The sequence below is a fragment of the Mycobacterium sp. PS03-16 genome, assembly GCF_004570325.1.
In the GTDB taxonomy this organism is placed as follows: Bacteria; Actinomycetota; Actinomycetes; order Mycobacteriales; family Mycobacteriaceae; genus Mycobacterium.
This window is the reverse complement of sequence record NZ_SPQO01000038.1, coordinates 26730-42615: the sequence shown is the minus strand read 5'-3', so window position 1 is coordinate 42615 and position 15886 is coordinate 26730. Positions and strand designations below refer to the sequence as shown.

15 protein-coding genes are annotated in these 15886 nt (G+C 70.3%); 9 read left to right on the top strand and 6 right to left on the bottom strand.

Going from position 1 to position 15886, the window contains the following annotated elements; translation table 11 throughout:
• The 5 genes from E4P42_RS23025 to E4P42_RS23005 all read right to left on the bottom strand — a co-directional run.
• Positions 1-749 (bottom strand): ABC transporter transmembrane domain-containing protein (locus tag E4P42_RS23025; protein ID WP_245234179.1); only part of this gene is annotated, 749 nt, incomplete at its 3' end.
• Positions 736-2301 carry a thiol reductant ABC exporter subunit CydD gene (gene cydD, locus E4P42_RS23020; RefSeq protein WP_135128427.1) on the bottom strand — a complete coding sequence of 522 codons (1566 nt, stop codon included), beginning with the start codon at positions 2299-2301 and terminating at the stop codon, positions 736-738. The genes cydD and E4P42_RS23025, both read right to left, overlap by 14 nt.
• Before the next feature lie 23 nt (positions 2302-2324).
• Positions 2325-3371 (bottom strand): cytochrome d ubiquinol oxidase subunit II, encoded by a 1047-nt coding sequence (gene cydB, locus E4P42_RS23015; protein WP_135128419.1) that lies wholly within the window; start codon positions 3369-3371, stop codon positions 2325-2327.
• Positions 3372-3380: 9 nt separating this feature from the next.
• Positions 3381-4835 carry a cytochrome ubiquinol oxidase subunit I gene (locus tag E4P42_RS23010; RefSeq protein ID WP_135128418.1) on the bottom strand — a complete coding sequence of 485 codons (1455 nt, stop codon included), beginning with the start codon at positions 4833-4835 and terminating at the stop codon, positions 3381-3383.
• Between the two features lie 101 nt (positions 4836-4936).
• Positions 4937-5509 carry an HdeD family acid-resistance protein gene (locus E4P42_RS23005; RefSeq protein ID WP_135128417.1) on the bottom strand — a complete coding sequence of 191 codons (573 nt, stop codon included), beginning with the start codon at positions 5507-5509 and terminating at the stop codon, positions 4937-4939.
• A 200-nt stretch (positions 5510-5709) separates the two neighbouring features.
• Between E4P42_RS23005 and E4P42_RS23000 the strand changes: the two genes are divergently transcribed.
• The 9 genes from E4P42_RS23000 to E4P42_RS22960 are packed head-to-tail and all read left to right on the top strand — an operon-like array spanning position 5710 to position 14584.
• On the top strand, positions 5710-6594 hold the full coding sequence (locus E4P42_RS23000) for an ABC transporter substrate-binding protein (protein WP_135128416.1): 885 nt from the start codon (positions 5710-5712) through the stop codon (positions 6592-6594).
• Between the two features lie 19 nt (positions 6595-6613).
• Positions 6614-7534: an amino acid ABC transporter permease gene (locus E4P42_RS22995; RefSeq protein ID WP_135128415.1), complete on the top strand. Its 921-nt coding sequence runs from the start codon at positions 6614-6616 to the stop codon at positions 7532-7534.
• Between the two features lie 35 nt (positions 7535-7569).
• Positions 7570-8322 (top strand): amino acid ABC transporter ATP-binding protein, encoded by a 753-nt coding sequence (locus E4P42_RS22990; protein ID WP_167759593.1) that lies wholly within the window; start codon positions 7570-7572, stop codon positions 8320-8322.
• Positions 8322-9467, top strand: a complete 1146-nt coding sequence (gene macS, locus E4P42_RS22985; RefSeq protein WP_135128414.1) for a MacS family sensor histidine kinase — start codon at positions 8322-8324, stop codon at positions 9465-9467. Before E4P42_RS22990 ends, macS begins: the two co-directional genes overlap by 1 nt.
• 22 nt (positions 9468-9489) lie before the next feature.
• Entirely contained in the window at positions 9490-10119 is a 630-nt protein-coding gene (locus E4P42_RS22980) for a response regulator transcription factor (RefSeq protein WP_135128426.1), read from the top strand.
• A gap of 57 nt (positions 10120-10176) precedes the next feature.
• The gene (locus tag E4P42_RS22975) at positions 10177-11997 is read left to right on the top strand and encodes a DUF2339 domain-containing protein (protein ID WP_135128413.1); all 1821 of its coding nucleotides are present in this window, start codon (positions 10177-10179) and stop codon (positions 11995-11997) included.
• Positions 11998-12035: 38 nt separating this feature from the next.
• On the top strand, positions 12036-12524 hold the full coding sequence (locus E4P42_RS22970; RefSeq protein WP_135128412.1) for a Dps family protein: 489 nt from the start codon (positions 12036-12038) through the stop codon (positions 12522-12524).
• Positions 12525-12552: 28 nt separating this feature from the next.
• The gene (locus E4P42_RS22965) at positions 12553-13005 is read left to right on the top strand and encodes an SRPBCC family protein (RefSeq protein ID WP_135128411.1); all 453 of its coding nucleotides are present in this window, start codon (positions 12553-12555) and stop codon (positions 13003-13005) included.
• A complete protein-coding gene (locus E4P42_RS22960; protein WP_256371189.1) occupies positions 12986-14584 on the top strand; it encodes an NAD(P)/FAD-dependent oxidoreductase in 1599 nt (532 codons plus the stop codon). Before E4P42_RS22965 ends, E4P42_RS22960 begins: the two co-directional genes overlap by 20 nt.
• Here the strand turns inward: E4P42_RS22960 and E4P42_RS22955 are convergent.
• The gene (locus E4P42_RS22955; protein ID WP_135128423.1) at positions 14550-15836 is read right to left on the bottom strand and encodes an adenylate/guanylate cyclase domain-containing protein; all 1287 of its coding nucleotides are present in this window, start codon (positions 15834-15836) and stop codon (positions 14550-14552) included. The genes E4P42_RS22960 and E4P42_RS22955 overlap by 35 nt on opposite strands.
• Positions 15837-15886: the final 50 nt, after the last annotated feature.

Here is a 15886-nt window from a genome sequence, read left to right as displayed (position 1 = left end):
GCGGCGGCGGCGACGGCGGCCGGGGCGGCGGCGCGATCGGTGGCGTCGCCCCATTGTTCGTGGCGGTGCCGGACTCCGGCGATCGTCGCGTCCAGCCGTCCGCTGACCCGCAGTTCGGCGGCGTGGTCGAGGGCGAGCATCGCGGTCGCGTCGCGGTCGGCGTGGTGTTCGGCCGCCACGGTCTCGGCGCGGGTGACCGCACGGGCGGACAGTGCCGGTGCCAGCACGCCGGCGACCAGCAGGCAGGCCGCCAGCACCGCCGCCGCCGCGGGGGAGATGACCGCGAGCACCGCGACCGCCGCCACCGACAGCACCGCGGCCACCGCGACCGGCAGCACCGCGCGCACGATGACGTCGGCCAGGTCGTCCACCGAGGCGCCGACACGGCTGACCAGTGCGCCACTCGCCAGCCGCAGCGACACCTCGGGCGGGGCGCCGGCGAGGCGCCGGTAGAGCTCGGTGCGTGCGCTACCGGCCGCGCTGAGCGCCACGTCGTGGGCGGCGAGGCGCTGGCAGTAGCCCAGCACGCCGCGGGAGATTCCGAGGGCGCGGACGGCCACCGCCGCCACGCTGAGATCGAGCACGGGCGGCATCTGCCAGGCGCGGGTGATCAACCAGGCGGCGACGGCGGCCAGGGCCAGGGCGCTGCCGAGGGACAGCACGCCCAGCGTGATCGCCAGCAGCAGGCGTGGCAGCCGGGGCCGCAGCAGGTCGAGGGTCAGCCGCAGCAGCGGATCAGTGGTCGGCAAGGACACCAGCCCCCATCGGCACCACCAGATCGGCGGCGGCGAGCACGGGTTCGCGGTGGCCGACCATCAGCACGGTCGCCCCGGCGCGGGCCCGCGCGGTGATCGCGGCCAGCACCCGCCGCTCGAGCGCCGCGTCGAGGTGGGCGGTCGGTTCGTCGAGCAGCAGGACGGCGGCGCGGGACCCGAAGACGCGCGCCAGCCCGAGCCGCTGGCGCTGGCCCAGCGACAACCCGATGCCGTCGCGGCCCAGCACGGTGTCGAGCCCGTCGGGCAGTGTGGCGAGCACATCGTCGAAACCGCTGTCGCGGTACGCCGCCCCGGCGTCGGCGAGCGAGCCGAACAGCTCGAGGTTCTCGCGCACCGTGCCGGGGACCAGCACCGGCCGGTGCGCCAGCCACGACACCTGCTTCCACCACGCCTGCAGATCCAGCTCCGCCACGTCGTTGCCTGCCACGGTGATCCGGCCCGCGACGGGGGCGTTGAGGCCGAGGAGCGCCTGCAGCGTGGTCGATTTGCCGCAGCCGTTGGGCCCGGTCAGGACGGTGACCCGACCGGGGTGGACGTCGGCCGCGGGTGCGTCGAGGTGGATGACCGCCCCGCGGGCCGGCACGGTGCGGGTGCCCGCCGGCGGTGTGGGTGCGACCTGCAGCATCCGCATCGCCCGGTCGGCGGCGGTCTCCCCATCCTGTGCGGCATGGAATTCCACGCCGACGCGGCGCAGCGGCCAGAACACCTCGGGCGCCAGCAGCAGTGCGGTGAGCCCGGCGGTCAATGTCATCTCACCGAACACCAGGCGCAGGCCGACGCTGACGGCCACGAGCGCGACACCGAGCGTGGCGAGCAGCTCGAGCACGAGTGCGGACAGGAACGCGATCCGCAGCGTCGCCATCGCCGAGCGGCGATGCGTGGCAGACAGTTCGGCGATGCGGTCGGCCGAACCGGTCACCCGGCCCAGCGCCGCGAGGGTGGGGATCCCGGCGACCAGGTCGAGCAGCCGGGACTGCAGCGTCGTCAGCGCGGTCAGCGCCGCTTCGGAACGGTCCCGCGTGACCAGGCCGATGAGGATCATGAAGATCGGGATCAGCGGCAGGGCGATCAGCACGATCAGCGCCGACCGCCAGTCGACCACCGCGATCGCCAGAACCGCGGCGGGGGTGAGGAGCCCGGCCAGGAACACCGCGGGCAGGTAGCCGGTGAAGAAGGGGCGCAGCCCGTCGAGGCCGCGGCCGGCCACCACGGCCGCGTCGTCGCGGACCCCGGCCAGCTCGCGCGGCGGCAGCGCGGTGACGGTCGCCAGCACCTTGGCGGACAGTTCGGCGATCACCGCGGTCGCGCCGCGCTGGGACAGCCGGCCCTGCAGCCACTGTGCGACCGTGCGCACCACCCACAGCGCGGCGAGCGCGAACAGGTCGCCCGCCCAGTGGCCCAGCGTGCGTGAGGTGGGGTCGGTGATCACCCCGGCCACCACGCGCGCCGTGAGGACCGCCGAGGCGATCGTGACGGCGCTGACGACGACGCCGCACAGCACCGACGCGGCCAGGTAGCGCCGCATCGCCGCGGAGACGCGCCAGAGGTTCACCGGCGTTGCAGCCCGATGGGGGCCGGGATCCGGTCGGCGGAGATGCGCTTGCGGAACACCCAGTACGTCCAGCCCTGGTAGCCCACCACCAGGGGCACGAACACCAGCGCGGCCCAGCTCATGACCGTCAGCGTGTACGGCGAGGACGACGCGTTGGCGATGGTGAGGCTCCACTGGGGGTCGAGCGTCGAGGGGATCAGGTTCGGATACAGGCATCCGAACAGCAGCACCACGACGGCGACGACGACGGTGGCGGTGTAGGCGAAGGCCCATCCTTCCCCGCGGCCGGCCCAGACCCGGCTCACGGCGGCGAGCTGGGCGACCACCGCGACGGCGAGCACCAGCCAGGTCCAGCTCTTGCCGTGGGCGAGCTGGGTCCACAAGCCGAAGCCGCCGACCAGCGCGGTGACCGGCAGCGCCATCAGTCCGGCGAACCGCATCGCGTCCTCGCGGATCGGGCCCTCGGTCTTGAGCGCGACGAACACGGCGCCGTGCAGGAGGAACAGCCCGCCGGTGGCCAGGCCGCCGAGCAGGGTGTACGCGTTGAGCACATCGCCGAAGCCGAGGTGGATCTGCTTGTCCGCGTCGACCGGTAGCCCGCGCACCAGCGCGGCGAACGCCACCCCCCACAACACCGCCGGCACCCAGGAGCCCAGGCTGATGCCGACATCGGCCCAGCGGTACCAGGTCGGATCGTCGATCTTGCCGCGCCATTCGATCGCCACCACGCGGACGATCATCGAGAACAGGATCGCCAGCAGCGGCAGGAACAACCCGGAGAACATGGTGGCGTACATGTCGGGGAACGCCGCGAACATGGCGCCGCCCGCGGTGATCAGCCAGACCTCGTTGCCGTCCCACACCGGCCCGATGGTGTTCAGCGCCGCGCGGCGGTGCCGCTCGACGGCGCCGGGGCCGCGGTCTCGGGCGGCGCGTCCGAAGAAGGGCATCAGCATGCCGACGCCGAAGTCGAATCCCTCGAGCACGAAGAAGCCGAGGAACAGCGCGGCCAGGAGGATGAACCAGAGTTCCTGAAGTCCCATGGCGGCCTCTCAGTACGCGAACGACAGGGGGGCGACTTCGTCGTCACCGGGCGGGCGGGGCGGGGTCGGCTCGGAGTCGTGCTCCTGCGGGCCCTCGACGATGTAGCGCCGCAGTAGCCAGAACCAGACGACCGCGAGCACTCCGTACACCAGGGTCAGCGTGATGAGCGAGGTCCACACCATGCCGACCGAGTGCCCGGACACGCCCTCGCCGACGGTGAGCCGGACGGTGAGGTCACCGTCGAGGTTGGGCACCACCACCCAGGGCTGGCGGCCCATCTCGGTGAAGATCCATCCGGCGCTGTTGGCCAGGAACGGGGTTGGGATGGTCAGCAGCGCGAACCGGGAGAACCAGCGCTGGTCGGGAATCCGGCCGCGCCGGGTGAGCCACAGCGCCGCGAGCGCGAACAGCACGGGCACCGCCATCAGGCCGATCATCGCCCGGAAGGACCAGTAGGTGACGAACAGGTTGGGCCGGTAGTCGCCGGGGCCGAACTTCTGCTCGTACTGCTCCTGCAGGTCCTGCACACCCTCGAGGTGAACGTCGCTCAGCTTTCCCTCGGCGAGATAGGGCAGCACGTAGGGCACCTCGATGAGGTGAACGACGCTGTCGCAGTTGTTGTGGGTGCCTACGGTCAGCACGGAGAAGTTCGGGTCGGTCTCGCTGTGGCACAACGATTCCGCGGACGCCATCTTCATCGGCTGCTGTTCGAACATCAGCTTGCCCTGGATGTCGCCGGTGAAGAACAGTCCGGCCGAGGCGATCAGCGCGACCAGGCAGCCGAGGATGGTCGCCGGCCGGAACAGCGCGGCCGCATCCGAACCGCCGGAGCGGTGTGAACGCACCATCCACCAGGCGCAGACGCACGCCACGAACGTCCCCGCGGTGAGGAACGAGCCGGCCATCGCGTGGGTGAACGCCGCGATCGCGGTGTTGTTGGTGAACAGCGCGACGATGCTGGTCAGTTCGGCCCGGCCGGTGTCCGGGTTGAATCGCGCGCCGACCGGGTGCTGCATGAACGAGTTGGCCGCGATGATGAAGAACGCCGACAGGTTGACCGCGATCGCGACGATCCAGATGCACGCCAGGTGCACCAGACGGGGCAGCCGGGTCCACCCGAAGATCCACAGGCCGATGAACGTGGATTCGAAGAAGAACGCGGCCAGGCCCTCCATCGCCAGCGGCGCCCCGAAGACGTCACCGACGAATCGCGAGTACTCGCTCCAGTTCATGCCGAACTGGAATTCCTGCACGATGCCGGTCGCGACGCCGATGGCGAAGTTGATCAGGAAGAGCTTGCCGAAGAACCGGGTGAGTCGGTACCAGACCGGGTTGTCGGTCATCACCCACGCCGTCTGCATCACCGCGATCAGCGGCGCGAGGCCGATGGTCAGCGGGACGAAGATGAAGTGGTACACGGTGGTGATGCCGAACTGCCACCGCGATACGTCCAACGCGTCCATCTGACCCACTTCCACAGTGACCACACTCGTCTACGACAAAGTGTAGTAGCGGTGGGCGCACCGCGACCAGGGTCTTTAGGCCCTGGTCGGGGTGGCTTACGTCACCGGGTCGCCGGGTGGGACGCCGTACGGGACTCCGTGCGGATCCGGATGCCCGCCACCACTTCGAACACCCCGATGACCACCAGGATGATGCCGGTCACCTGGGTCAGCGCCACCAGGCCCTCCAGCGGGGCGGCGAACATGATGATGCCGGCGATCACGCTGATCACGCCGACCACGATCTCCCAGATGCGCCCGGGCAGCGACTGGTCGCTGAACGCCGACATCGCGGTCGCCACGCCGCGGAAGATGAAGCCGATACCGATCCAGATCGCCAGCAGATCGATCGAGTTCGACAGGTTGACGAAGCACAGCACGGCCAGCACGAGTGCTGCCGCGCCGCTGACGAAGAGCAGAGCCCGGCCGCCCAACGACGACCGCACGCTGAAGGCGAGCGCGACCTGCGCGACGCCGGTGACGAGCAGATAGGCTCCGAAGAAGATCGCCGTGACGATGATCGCCGCGGCCGGCCGCACGAAGATGAGGACACCGAGCAGGATCGCGAGCAGCCCCGAGACCAGCGTGTAGAGCCACAGATGCCGCAACATGGTTGGGGCAGCGGTAGTTTGCATGCGCGCAGTGTGGCATAGGGCCTGATGACACGCGGCGATTTCACAGTACGGCTGTGTCGAGGGTGCGGGGTCGTTAATGTTCCGTTACCGGAAGTGCGCGCCAGGACCATGGTCGTTAACCTCGTCGCCTTGGGGCGCGACGACCCGTCAGAGAGAAGAGGCTAACCGTGTCAGGTGGATGTCAGATCCGTCGAGGGAAGATGTGGCGCCTCGCAGTGGTGTTCGCTGCGAGCGGCGCGATGGCGCTGTCGGGGTGCGCGAGCAATACCGACACCAGTGGACCGACGACCGAGACCACCGCTGCGTCGGCGGCCAAGGTCGACGAGATCGCCAACACGCTGCCGCAGCCGATCAAGGACCGTGGTTCGCTGATCGTCGGCGTCAACGTGCCGTACGCGCCGAACGAGTTCAAGGATCCCAGCGGCAAGATCGTCGGATTCGACGTCGATCTGATGAACGCGATCGCCTCCACCCTGGGGGTGACCGCCGAGTACCGCGAGTCGGATTTCGAGAAGATCATCCCGTCCATCCAGGGGGGCACCTACGACGTCGGCATGTCGTCGTTCACCGATACCAAAGAGCGCGAGGAGTCGGTCGACTTCGTCACCTACTTCTCCGCGGGTATCCAGTGGGCGCAGCAGGCGGGCGGGTCGATCGATCCGAACAACGCCTGTGGCAAGCGGGTCGCGGTGCAGTCGACCACGATCGAGGAGACCGAGGAGCTGCCCGCCAAGAGCAAGGCGTGCACCGATGCGGGTCAGCCGCCGATCCAGATCATCAAGTTCGACGAGCAGGATGCGGTGGCCAACGCCGTGGTGCTCGGGCAGGCCGACGCGATGTCGGCGGACTCCCCGGTGACCGCGTACGCGGTCAAACAGAGCAACGGCAAACTCGAGGCCGCGGGCGAGATCTTCGACGCCGCGCCCTACGGCTGGCCGGTGGCCAAGGGGTCGCCGCTGGCGCAGTCGCTGCAGCAGGCACTCCAACACCTCATCGAGTCCGGTGCCTACGAGCAGATCGCGAAGAACTGGGGCGTCGAGGACGGCATGATCGACGAACCGAAGATCAACGGCGCGATCAGCTGACGGAGATCGACCGCACACGATGACCTCCGCCGACCCGTCGCCACGCGCCGACCCCGCCGCCATCGACGCCGTACCGCTGCGGCATCCGTGGCGGTGGGTGGCGGCGGTCGTCATCATCGTCCTGGTCGCACTGTTCCTCTACGGTGCGGCCACCAACGAGGCCTACGGCTGGGACACCTACGTCAAGTACCTGTTCGACAAGCGGATCTCCGAGGCCGCGTGGAACACCTTGCAGCTGACCATCTTCTCGATGCTGCTGGCTCTGGTGCTCGGCGTGACGCTCGCGGTGATGCGCCTGTCGCCGAACCCGGTGTTCAAGTCCGTGGCGTGGGTGTACCTATGGATCTTCCGTGGCACACCGGTCTACGTGCAGTTGGTGTTCTGGGGGCTGTTCCCGACGCTGTACCAGAACATCCGCATCGGAATCCCGTTCGGGCCGTCCTTCTTCGAGATGAATCTGCAGGGTCTGCAGATCAGCTTCACGCTCGCCATCATCGGCCTGGGCCTCAACGAGGCCGCGTACATGGCCGAGATCATCCGCGCCGGCATCAGCTCGGTCCCCGAGGGGCAGTCGGAAGCGTCGACGGCGCTGGGGATGTCGTGGTCGATGACCATGCGACGCACCGTGCTGCCGCAGGCGATGCGCGTCATCATCCCGCCGACGGGCAACGAGATCATCAGCATGCTCAAGACGACGTCGCTGGTGACCGCGGTGCCCTACAGCCTGGAGTTGTACGGCCGGGCCCGTGACATCGCCGGGGTCATCTTCCAGCCGATACCCCTGCTGCTGGTGGCGGCGACCTGGTACCTGGCGATCACCAGCGTGCTGATGGTGGGCCAGTATTACCTGGAGCGGTACTTCTCCCGCGGGGCGTCGCGGAAGCTGACCACCAAACAACTCGAGGCGCTGGCCAAGGCGCAGGGGGAGCCGCACCCATGACCGCAGCAGCCCAGCCCCGCGACTCAGCCATGACGATGGTGCGCGCGGAGGGTGTCTGCAAGAACTTCGGTGCGCTGCAGGTGCTCAAGGGCGTGACGCTCGATGTCGCCAAGGGCGAAGTGCTGTGCATCGTCGGCCCGTCCGGTTCGGGCAAGTCGACGTTCCTGCGGTGCATCAACCACCTCGAGCAGGTCAACGCCGGACGCTTGTACGTCGACGGCGAACTGGTCGGATACCGGGAACGCGGCGGCAAACTGCACGAGCTCAAACCACGCGAGGCGGCCCGGCAGCGCCGCGACGTCGGGATGGTGTTCCAGCACTTCAACCTGTTCCCGCACCGCACCGCGCTGGAGAATGTGATCGAGGCGCCGATCCACGTCAAGGGCGTCAAGAAACAGGACGCGGTGGCCCGGGCGCGGGATCTGCTCGACCAGGTGGGGCTGGCCGCCAAGGCCGACGCGTATCCGGCGCAGCTCTCCGGCGGTCAGCAGCAGCGCGTGGCGATCGCCCGCGCGCTGGCGATGAACCCGAAGCTGATGCTGTTCGACGAGCCCACCTCCGCGCTGGACCCCGAACTGGTCGGCGAGGTCCTGGCGGTGATGAAGAAGCTGGCCTCGGAGGGGATGACCATGCTCGTCGTCACCCACGAGATGGGGTTCGCCCGCGAGGTCGCCGACAAGCTGGTGTTCATGGACGGCGGGGTCATCGTCGAGAGCGGCGACCCCCGCGAGGTGATGAGCAATCCGCAGCAGGAACGCACGAAAGCCTTTCTGTCCAAGGTGATGTGATGCCGGTGGCGGCCGATCCGGCCACGCCGCTGTGGCGCGCGGCGCAGGTCTTCCGGCTGCTCAGCTGCGGCTATGCGCTGGGTTTCCAGATCGCGGTCAACGACGACCTGGACCGGCCCGGTTTCGCGTGGACGCTGTTCGCGGTACTGATCGCCTGGAGCGCGGCGTGCGCGGTCGCCTACCTGCAGGGCTTCGGCCGCACGACCGCGTGGGTGGTGGCGGAGATCGTGGTCGTGGTGGCGCTGATGCTGTCGACCGAGGTGGTGGCCGGGGATCAGTGGGTGCTCGACAACCAGTCGTGGCCGACCACGCTGTGGGCGACCAATGCGGTGATCTCCGCGGCGATCCTGCGCGGCTCGGTCTCCGGCATGGTCACCGGCCTGGTGGTGATGGCCGCGTACGCCGTGCTCAAGGGCTACGTCAGCATCAACGTCGGCCGTAACGCCACCATCGTCATCGAGCTCGCCGTCGGGCTGGTGGTGGGTATGGCCGCCCAGACCGCGCGCCGCGCGCACGCCGAACTCGAACGCGCCACCCGGCTGGCCGCCGCGCTCGAGGAACGTAACCGGCTCTCCCGTCAGGTGCACGACGGCGCAATCCAGGTGCTGGCGCTGGTGGCCCGCCGCGGCCGCGAGATCGGTGGGCCCACCGCGGAACTGGCCGAGCTCGCCGGCGAGCAGGAGCGGGCGCTGCGCCGCCTGGTCAGCGACGCCGACACGACGGTCGGGGAAGGGGAGCGCACCGACATCGGGGCGCTGCTGCGCCGCCGGGCGGCCGACGGCATCTCGGTCAGCGTGCCGGCGCAGCCCGTGCTGCTCGACGCCCGCGTCGCCACCGAACTGTGCGCCGCGGCGGTCAACGCACTCGACAACGTCGCCGCCCACGCCGGACCCGGTGCCCGCGCGTACGTGCTCGTCGAGGACCTCGGGGACGCGGTGACCGTCACCGTGCGCGACGACGGAGTCGGCATCCCCGCGGGCCGGCTGGCCGAGGCGGCCGCGCAGGGCCGAATGGGCGTCGCGAAATCCATTGTGGGACGGCTGGAATCGCTGGGTGGCACCGCGACACTGCACACCGGACCCGACAGCGGCACGGAATGGGAGATGACGGTGCCGCGCACGCGTGAGGAGGGCGGACGTGGCTGACGACTCGACCGCGACGACGGTGATGGTGGTCGACGACCACCCGATCTGGCGCGACGCGGTGGCGCGTGACCTCGCCGACGGCGGGTTCTCGGTGACCGCGACCGCCGACGGGGTGGCGGCGGCGCGCCGGCGGGCGGCCGTCGTGAAACCCGATGTGGTCGTGATGGACATGCGGTTGGCCGACGGCGACGGCGCGCAGGCGACGGCCGAGGTGCTGGCCGTGTCACCGTCCTGCCGGGTGCTGGTGCTCTCGGCGTCCGACGAGCGCGACGACGTGCTCGAGGCGGTCAAGGCCGGCGCCACCGGGTATCTGGTCAAGAGCGCGTCCAAGGCCGAACTGGCCGCGGCGGTGCGGGCGACGGCCGAGGGGCGGGCGGTGTTCACGCCCGGGCTGGCCGGTCTGGTGCTCGGGGAGTACCGCCGCATCGCGGCGGGTCCGGACACGGGTCCGGCGGCGCCCAGGCTGACCGAGCGCGAGACCGAGGTGCTGCGGCTGGTGGCGAAGGGACTGACGGCCCGCCAGATCGCCGCGCGGCTGTCGCTCAGCCACCGCACGGTCGAGAACCACGTACAGGCGACGTTCCGTAAGTTACAGGTGGCCAACCGCGTCGAGTTGACCCGTTACGCCATCGAACACGGCCTCGATCAGTAGCGAAGTCGGGTAGTCCTACTCATCCGCGCCGGGTCGCGCGTCGCGACGATGAGAACCATGAGCGAATCGCACCATGCCGTCATCGCGCGCCTGTCCTCGGAATTCGCGGCGCTGTCGGGGCAACTCGCCCGGGTGTCGTCCGACCTGACCGAACTCGACCGGCTCCTGACCGCGCAACCCGCGTCGCAACCGCAGCCGGCGCCGCGACCGCAGCCGGCGCCGCAGCCGGTGTACTGGCCGCAGTACGCGCCCGTGCCTGCGCCGGCCCCGCCCCGGCCGCTGCCCCCGCCCGCACCCACACCGCCGGCACCTGCGCCGAAACGGGAACGGTCGGAGGGCTGGATCGGCAAGGTGCTCGCCGTGGCCGGCGTCGGCGTCACGCTCATCGGTGTGGTGCTGCTCCTGGTGCTCGCCGCGCAGGCCGGGATCTTGCGGCCGGAGATCCGGGTCGGCGCCGGCGCGTTGCTCGCGGCCGCGCTGGTGACTGCCGGATGCCGCATGAACGGCCGCGCCGGGGGCCGCGTGGGCGGAATCGCGCTCGCCGCCACCGGCATTGCCGCCGCCTACATCGACGTGGTGGCGGTGACGACGATCTACGAGTGGATCGCCGCACCCGTCGGGCTGGTGGTCGCCGCGACGGTCGGCGGAGCAGGCCTGACCCTGGCCCGGCGGTGGGACTCCCAGCACCTCGCGCTACTGGTGCTGGTGCCGCTGATCGGACTCGCCCCGCTGCTCACCGACGGCGTGACCCTGTCACTCATCGCCTTCATGCTCTCACTGTCGGCGGCCGCGCTGCCGGTCCAGCTCGGCAGGGACTGGGCCGGGATGCACGCCGCGCGCACCGCGGCGGTGACGCTGCCGCTGCTGATCGCGCTCGTCGGCACCGCCATCGGCGGCGACGACGACCTGCTGCTGGCCGCCGCCTGCGGTGTGGCGGCGCTGCTGGCACTGGCCGGCGCCCTGTTGCTCCTGCCGTCCACGACTCGGCCGGCGGTGCTCGCGCTGCTGACGGTGGCCGGGGTGGCGCCGGTGCTGTGTGTGTCGCTGGCCGTTGACCGTGTGGTGGCGGCGCTGATGATCGCCGCGCTGTCGACGGCGCTGCTGGCGATCGTGCTCACTGACCGGTTGCCCGCCGTGACCGGGGTGGTGCGGCAGGTGTGGTCGGCGCTCAGCGCGATCAGCGCGCTGATCGCGGTCACGGTCGCCTTCGAGGGCGAACTGGCGATGCCGCTGCTGCTCGCGATGGCGGCGGTGGTGGCCGTGGCAGGCCGGCGCGACACCGTCGCGCGCTGGGCCGCGGTGGGCTTCGCCGCGGTCGGCGGCGGACTGTACGTGGTTTACGCGCCGCCGAGCTCGCTGGTCGAGCCGACCGCGCTGAGCGGGCCCGATACGGTCGCGATCCTCATCTCGAGTGTCCTGTTGGTCGCCGCGGCGTCGGCGCTCGCCGTCGCCTGGGCCGGCCGCGTGGCGGACGCCGAAGCGGTGCGGGTGCTGTGGGGCGGCACGGCGGCCGTGGCCATCTACGCCACCACGACGTTCACGGTCACCGCCGGCGTGGTGGTCGGCGGTGTCGGCGGAGGGTTCTTCGCCGGTCACGTCGCCGCCACGATCTGCTGGATCGCCGCCGCGGCCACCCTGTTCGGCTACGCGGCGCGGCGGCCCCGCGCGCAGCGGTCGGTGCCGATCGGCGGTGGTCTTACGCTCGTCGCCGCGGCGATGGCCAAGCTGTTCCTGTTCGACCTGGGCACCCTCGACGGCATCTTCCGGGTGGTGGTCTTCATCGTGGTCGGACTAGTCCTGCTGGGGATGGGCGCCGGATACGCCCGGCTGTTGGCCGCGCAGGACCAGCAGGACTCTGTGACACCGATCACCCAGTAATTTGGACTGATTCCAGATCAGTGAGCGTTGATCAGGGTATGAACACCTCACGTCGTACCGAAGCAGAGATTCAGGGTTTCGTCGCGGGCCCCGAGTTCGCCGCGAATCTGCAACGCGTCCTCGTCGACCTGATCGAGTTGCACCTGCAGGGCAAGCAGGCGCACTGGAACGTGGTCGGCACCAACTTCCGTGACCTGCATCTGCAGCTCGACGAACTGGTCGACTTCGCCAGGGCGGGCAGCGACACGATCGCCGAGCGGATGCGCGCGCTCGACGCGGTGCCCGACGGCCGGTCGGACACCGTGGTCGCGACCACCAGCCTTCCGGAGTTCCCCGCCTACGAGCGCAGCACCGGCGAGGTCGTCGACCTGATCACCACCCGCATCCAGGCCACCGTCGACACCATGCGGGCGGTACACGACGCGGTCGACGCCGAGGATCCGAGCACCGCCGACATCCTGCATCAGCTGATCGACGGCCTGGAGAAGTTGGCCTGGTTGATCAAGTCGGAGAACCGCAAGGTCTAAAGATCCGGCGGACGGGTATGCCTGTTGCGTGACAGTGACACGCGACATCGCCGCGTCACGCCAGCAGGTGTGGGACGTGATCGCGGACGGGTGGACCTATTCGCAGTGGGTGGTGGGCAACAGCAGGATGCGGGCCGTCGACACCGAGTGGCCCGCACCCGGCACCGCCATCCACCACTCCATCGGCGTCTGGCCGGTGATGCTCAACGACGAGACGGTCGTCGAGAAGGCGACCCCACCCGAGGAGCTGGTGCTGCACGCCAAGGGGCGGCCGTTCGGCGGGGCGCGCATCGTTCTGCGGCTGTTCGAGACCCCCACCGGCTGCCGCGTCGCCATGCAGGAGTTTCCGATCTCCGGCATCGGCAAGCTGATGCCGGAGCGGTTGTCCGACATGGCGGTGTGGCCGCGCAACAACGAATCGCTGCGCCGCCTCGCTTTCCTCGCCGAGCGCCGGAAGTCCAGTGACGCCGATACCGACTGAGGCGGACGCCGTCGTCATCGGCGCCGGCCACAACGGACTGGTCGCCGCCGCCCTGATGGCCGACGCCGGCTGGGACGTCGTGGTGCTCGAAGCGCAACCCGAGCCCGGCGGCGCGGTGCGCAGCGCCGAACGCATCCCCGGCTACGTCAGCGACCTCTACAGCGCGTTCTATCCGCTGTCGGTGGCGTCGCCGGTGCTGGCCGGGCTGGGGCTGGAGGACCACGGGTTGCGGTGGACCCATGCGCCCGCGGTCGTCGGCCACCCGCGCTCGGCCGCCGACGAGGACGCCCCGGTCATCTACCGCGAAGTCGACCGCACCGCCGCCGAACTCGCCCGCAACCACCCCGCCGACGGGGACAACTGGTTGCGACTGTTCGAGCTGTGGCAGCAGATCAGGGAACCGCTGCTGGCCAGCCTGTTCACCCCGTTCCCGCCACTGCGCGGACCCGTCGGGCTGTTGCGCCGCCTCGGCACCGCCGAGGCCCTGCGACTGGTGCACCGGCTGGTGCTGCCCGCCGGGGAGATGGCCAAACAGCTGTTCGCCGGTGACGCGGCCCGGCTGCTGCTGCTCGGCAATGCGCTGCACGCCGACGTCCCGGTGGATGCGCCCGGCAGCGGGGTCATGGGCCTGATGCTGATCATGATGGCCCAGGACGGCGGCTGGCCCGTCCCCGTCGGCGGTGCCGGACAGCTCACCGCCGCGCTGGTCCGCCGCGCCGAATTCGCCGGTGCGCAGGTGCACTGCGCCCAGCCGGTCGAGGGCGTCGAGGTACGGGAGGGTCGCGCGGTCGGCGTACGGACCGCAGGCGGCCACAGCGTCGCCGCCCGGCGGGCGGTGGTGGCCGACGTGTCCGCCCCCGCGCTCTACCGCGAGTTGCTGCCGCGCGCGGCGGTGCCGTCGCGGGTGCTCGACGACCTCGAGCACTTCACCTGGGACACCCCGGTGCTGAAGATCAACTACGCCCTGGACGCGGCGATCCCGTGGCGCTCCAAGAACCTGGCCGACACCGGAACCGTGCACCTGGGGGCCGACGCGGACGGGCTGGTGCGGTGGATGGCCGACCTCAACACCCGCACGGTGCCCGAGCATCCGTTCATGCTCTTCGGGCAGATGACCACCGCCGACCCCAGCCGCTCGCCGGCGGGGACCGAAAGCGCTTGGGCCTACACGCATCTGCCGCGCGAGGTGGCCGACGATGCGTCCGCAGACCGGCTGTCCGAGGCGGTGGACCGGGTGCTCGAGGAACACGCACCCGGATTCACCGATCACGTGGTCGGCAAGTTCATCCAGCGGCCGTCGGATCTGACGGCGTCGGACGCCAATCTGGTGTTCGGGGCGGTCAACGGCGGCACCGCGCAGTTGCAGCAGCAGCTGATCTTCCGTCCCACACCGGGATTCGGTCGTGCGGAGACGCCGATCGACGGGCTGTTCCTCGGCAGCGCGGGCGCGCACCCGGGCGGGGGAGTGCACGGGGCGTGCGGGCGCAACGCGGCGCGCGCCGCGCTGGCGAGCGACGGCCTGACCGGGTGGCCGCGGCGCCGGATCAACCAGCTGGTGACGTCACTGTTCGTCCGGTAGCGGGCAGCTCGACGGCATCGCGCACCGCGGCGTCATCGCGGCGGCCGACCAGGTACCAGGTGTGCATCACACCCTTGCCCTTGACGTCGACGTCGCCGCGTTCCTCGAGCACGAAGGCGTGGCGGATGCGTTCATAGACGTTGTGGGGCACCTGAATCCGGCCCTCGACGTCGGTGGTCTCCATGCGTGCGGCCACGTTGACCGCATCGCCCCACACGTCGTAGAAGAACTTGCGGGCGCCCACCACTCCGGCCACCACGGGACCCGCAGCCAGCCCGATCCGCAACGGGACCGCCCGGCCCAGCGGATCCTGCAGACCGGCGACGGCGTCGGCCATGTCCAGCGCCAGGCAGGCCAGCGCCTCCACGTGGTCGGGCCGCGGCCGCGGGACGCCGCTGACCACCATGTAGGAGTCGCCGCTGGTCTTGACCTTCTCCAGGCCGTGCCGGTCGACCAGCGCGTCGAGTCGGGTGTAGAGCGCGTCGAGGAATCGCACCAGATCGGTGGGCGGGGTGTCGCTGGCGCGTTCGGTGTAGCCGGCGATGTCGGCGAACAGGATCGACGCGTCGTCGTACTTGTCGGCGACGATCGTGTGCGCCGGATCCTTGAGCCGGGCGGCGATGGGCGCGGGCAGGATGTTGGTCAGCAGGGTCTCCGACCGTAGGTACTCGGCCTCCATCGCGCGTTCGGCGCGGTCGGTCTCGCGCAGGGCGTACCAGACGGTCGCGAACACCATGACCGTGGAACCCACCGTCGAGCTGACGAACCCGACGGTCAGCATCCAGGGCGGGCCCAGGCCGCGGTCGCCGGGCACGAACACCTCGAGCAGGATCGTGGCCAGCAGGCCGAGGGTGACCAATACCGCCGACAGCACGATGCGCTCGATACCCAGGACCAGCACGACCAGCGACGCCGCCACCAGGAAGTAGAACTGCAGCCCCGAATCGGTGCCGATCGAATAGCAGATGAAGCTCACCGACAGATAGGCGACGACGAAGAACGTCAGGGGCGCGATCAGCGCCCCGAAGCGGTACAGCAGCGGCATCGCCATGAACATCGCCCCGCACACGAGGTTGAGCAGCCCGATCCACCAGCCGGCACCGCCGATGAACAACTGCAGCACCCCGAACAACACCGACACCGCAGCGGCGATCCAGGTGGCGATGGTGAGGACCCGGAGCCGGCGCACCACGGTCTCTGCCCAGTGCCGGGTGCGTGCGGGCACCCGGTTGTGCAGCGCCACGTCGGGCATGCAGACGGTGCGCCGGACCTCGCGGACAGCCACCGACGCAGCGTATCGCC

What these genes read in the sequence shown, in the direction of transcription:
- E4P42_RS22990 (WP_167759593.1), top strand. Translation starts at nt 7,570, where the DNA reads ATGGTGCGCGCGGAGGGTGTCTGCAAGAACTTCGGTGCGCTGCAGGTG.
- cydB (WP_135128419.1), bottom strand. Translation starts at nt 3,371, where the DNA reads ATGGGACTTCAGGAACTCTGGTTCATCCTCCTGGCCGCGCTGTTCCTC.
- E4P42_RS23000 (WP_135128416.1), top strand. Translation starts at nt 5,710, where the DNA reads ATGTGGCGCCTCGCAGTGGTGTTCGCTGCGAGCGGCGCGATGGCGCTG.
- macS (WP_135128414.1), top strand. Translation starts at nt 8,322, where the DNA reads ATGCCGGTGGCGGCCGATCCGGCCACGCCGCTGTGGCGCGCGGCGCAG.
- E4P42_RS22995 (WP_135128415.1), top strand. Translation starts at nt 6,614, where the DNA reads ATGACCTCCGCCGACCCGTCGCCACGCGCCGACCCCGCCGCCATCGAC.
- cydD (WP_135128427.1), bottom strand. Translation starts at nt 2,301, where the DNA reads ATGCGGCGCTACCTGGCCGCGTCGGTGCTGTGCGGCGTCGTCGTCAGC.
- E4P42_RS22980 (WP_135128426.1), top strand. Translation starts at nt 9,490, where the DNA reads ATGGTGGTCGACGACCACCCGATCTGGCGCGACGCGGTGGCGCGTGAC.
- E4P42_RS23010 (WP_135128418.1), bottom strand. Translation starts at nt 4,835, where the DNA reads ATGGACGCGTTGGACGTATCGCGGTGGCAGTTCGGCATCACCACCGTG.
- E4P42_RS23005 (WP_135128417.1), bottom strand. Translation starts at nt 5,509, where the DNA reads ATGCAAACTACCGCTGCCCCAACCATGTTGCGGCATCTGTGGCTCTAC.
- E4P42_RS22975 (WP_135128413.1), top strand. Translation starts at nt 10,177, where the DNA reads ATGAGCGAATCGCACCATGCCGTCATCGCGCGCCTGTCCTCGGAATTC.
- E4P42_RS22970 (WP_135128412.1), top strand. Translation starts at nt 12,036, where the DNA reads ATGAACACCTCACGTCGTACCGAAGCAGAGATTCAGGGTTTCGTCGCG.
- E4P42_RS22955 (WP_135128423.1), bottom strand. Translation starts at nt 15,836, where the DNA reads ATGCCCGACGTGGCGCTGCACAACCGGGTGCCCGCACGCACCCGGCAC.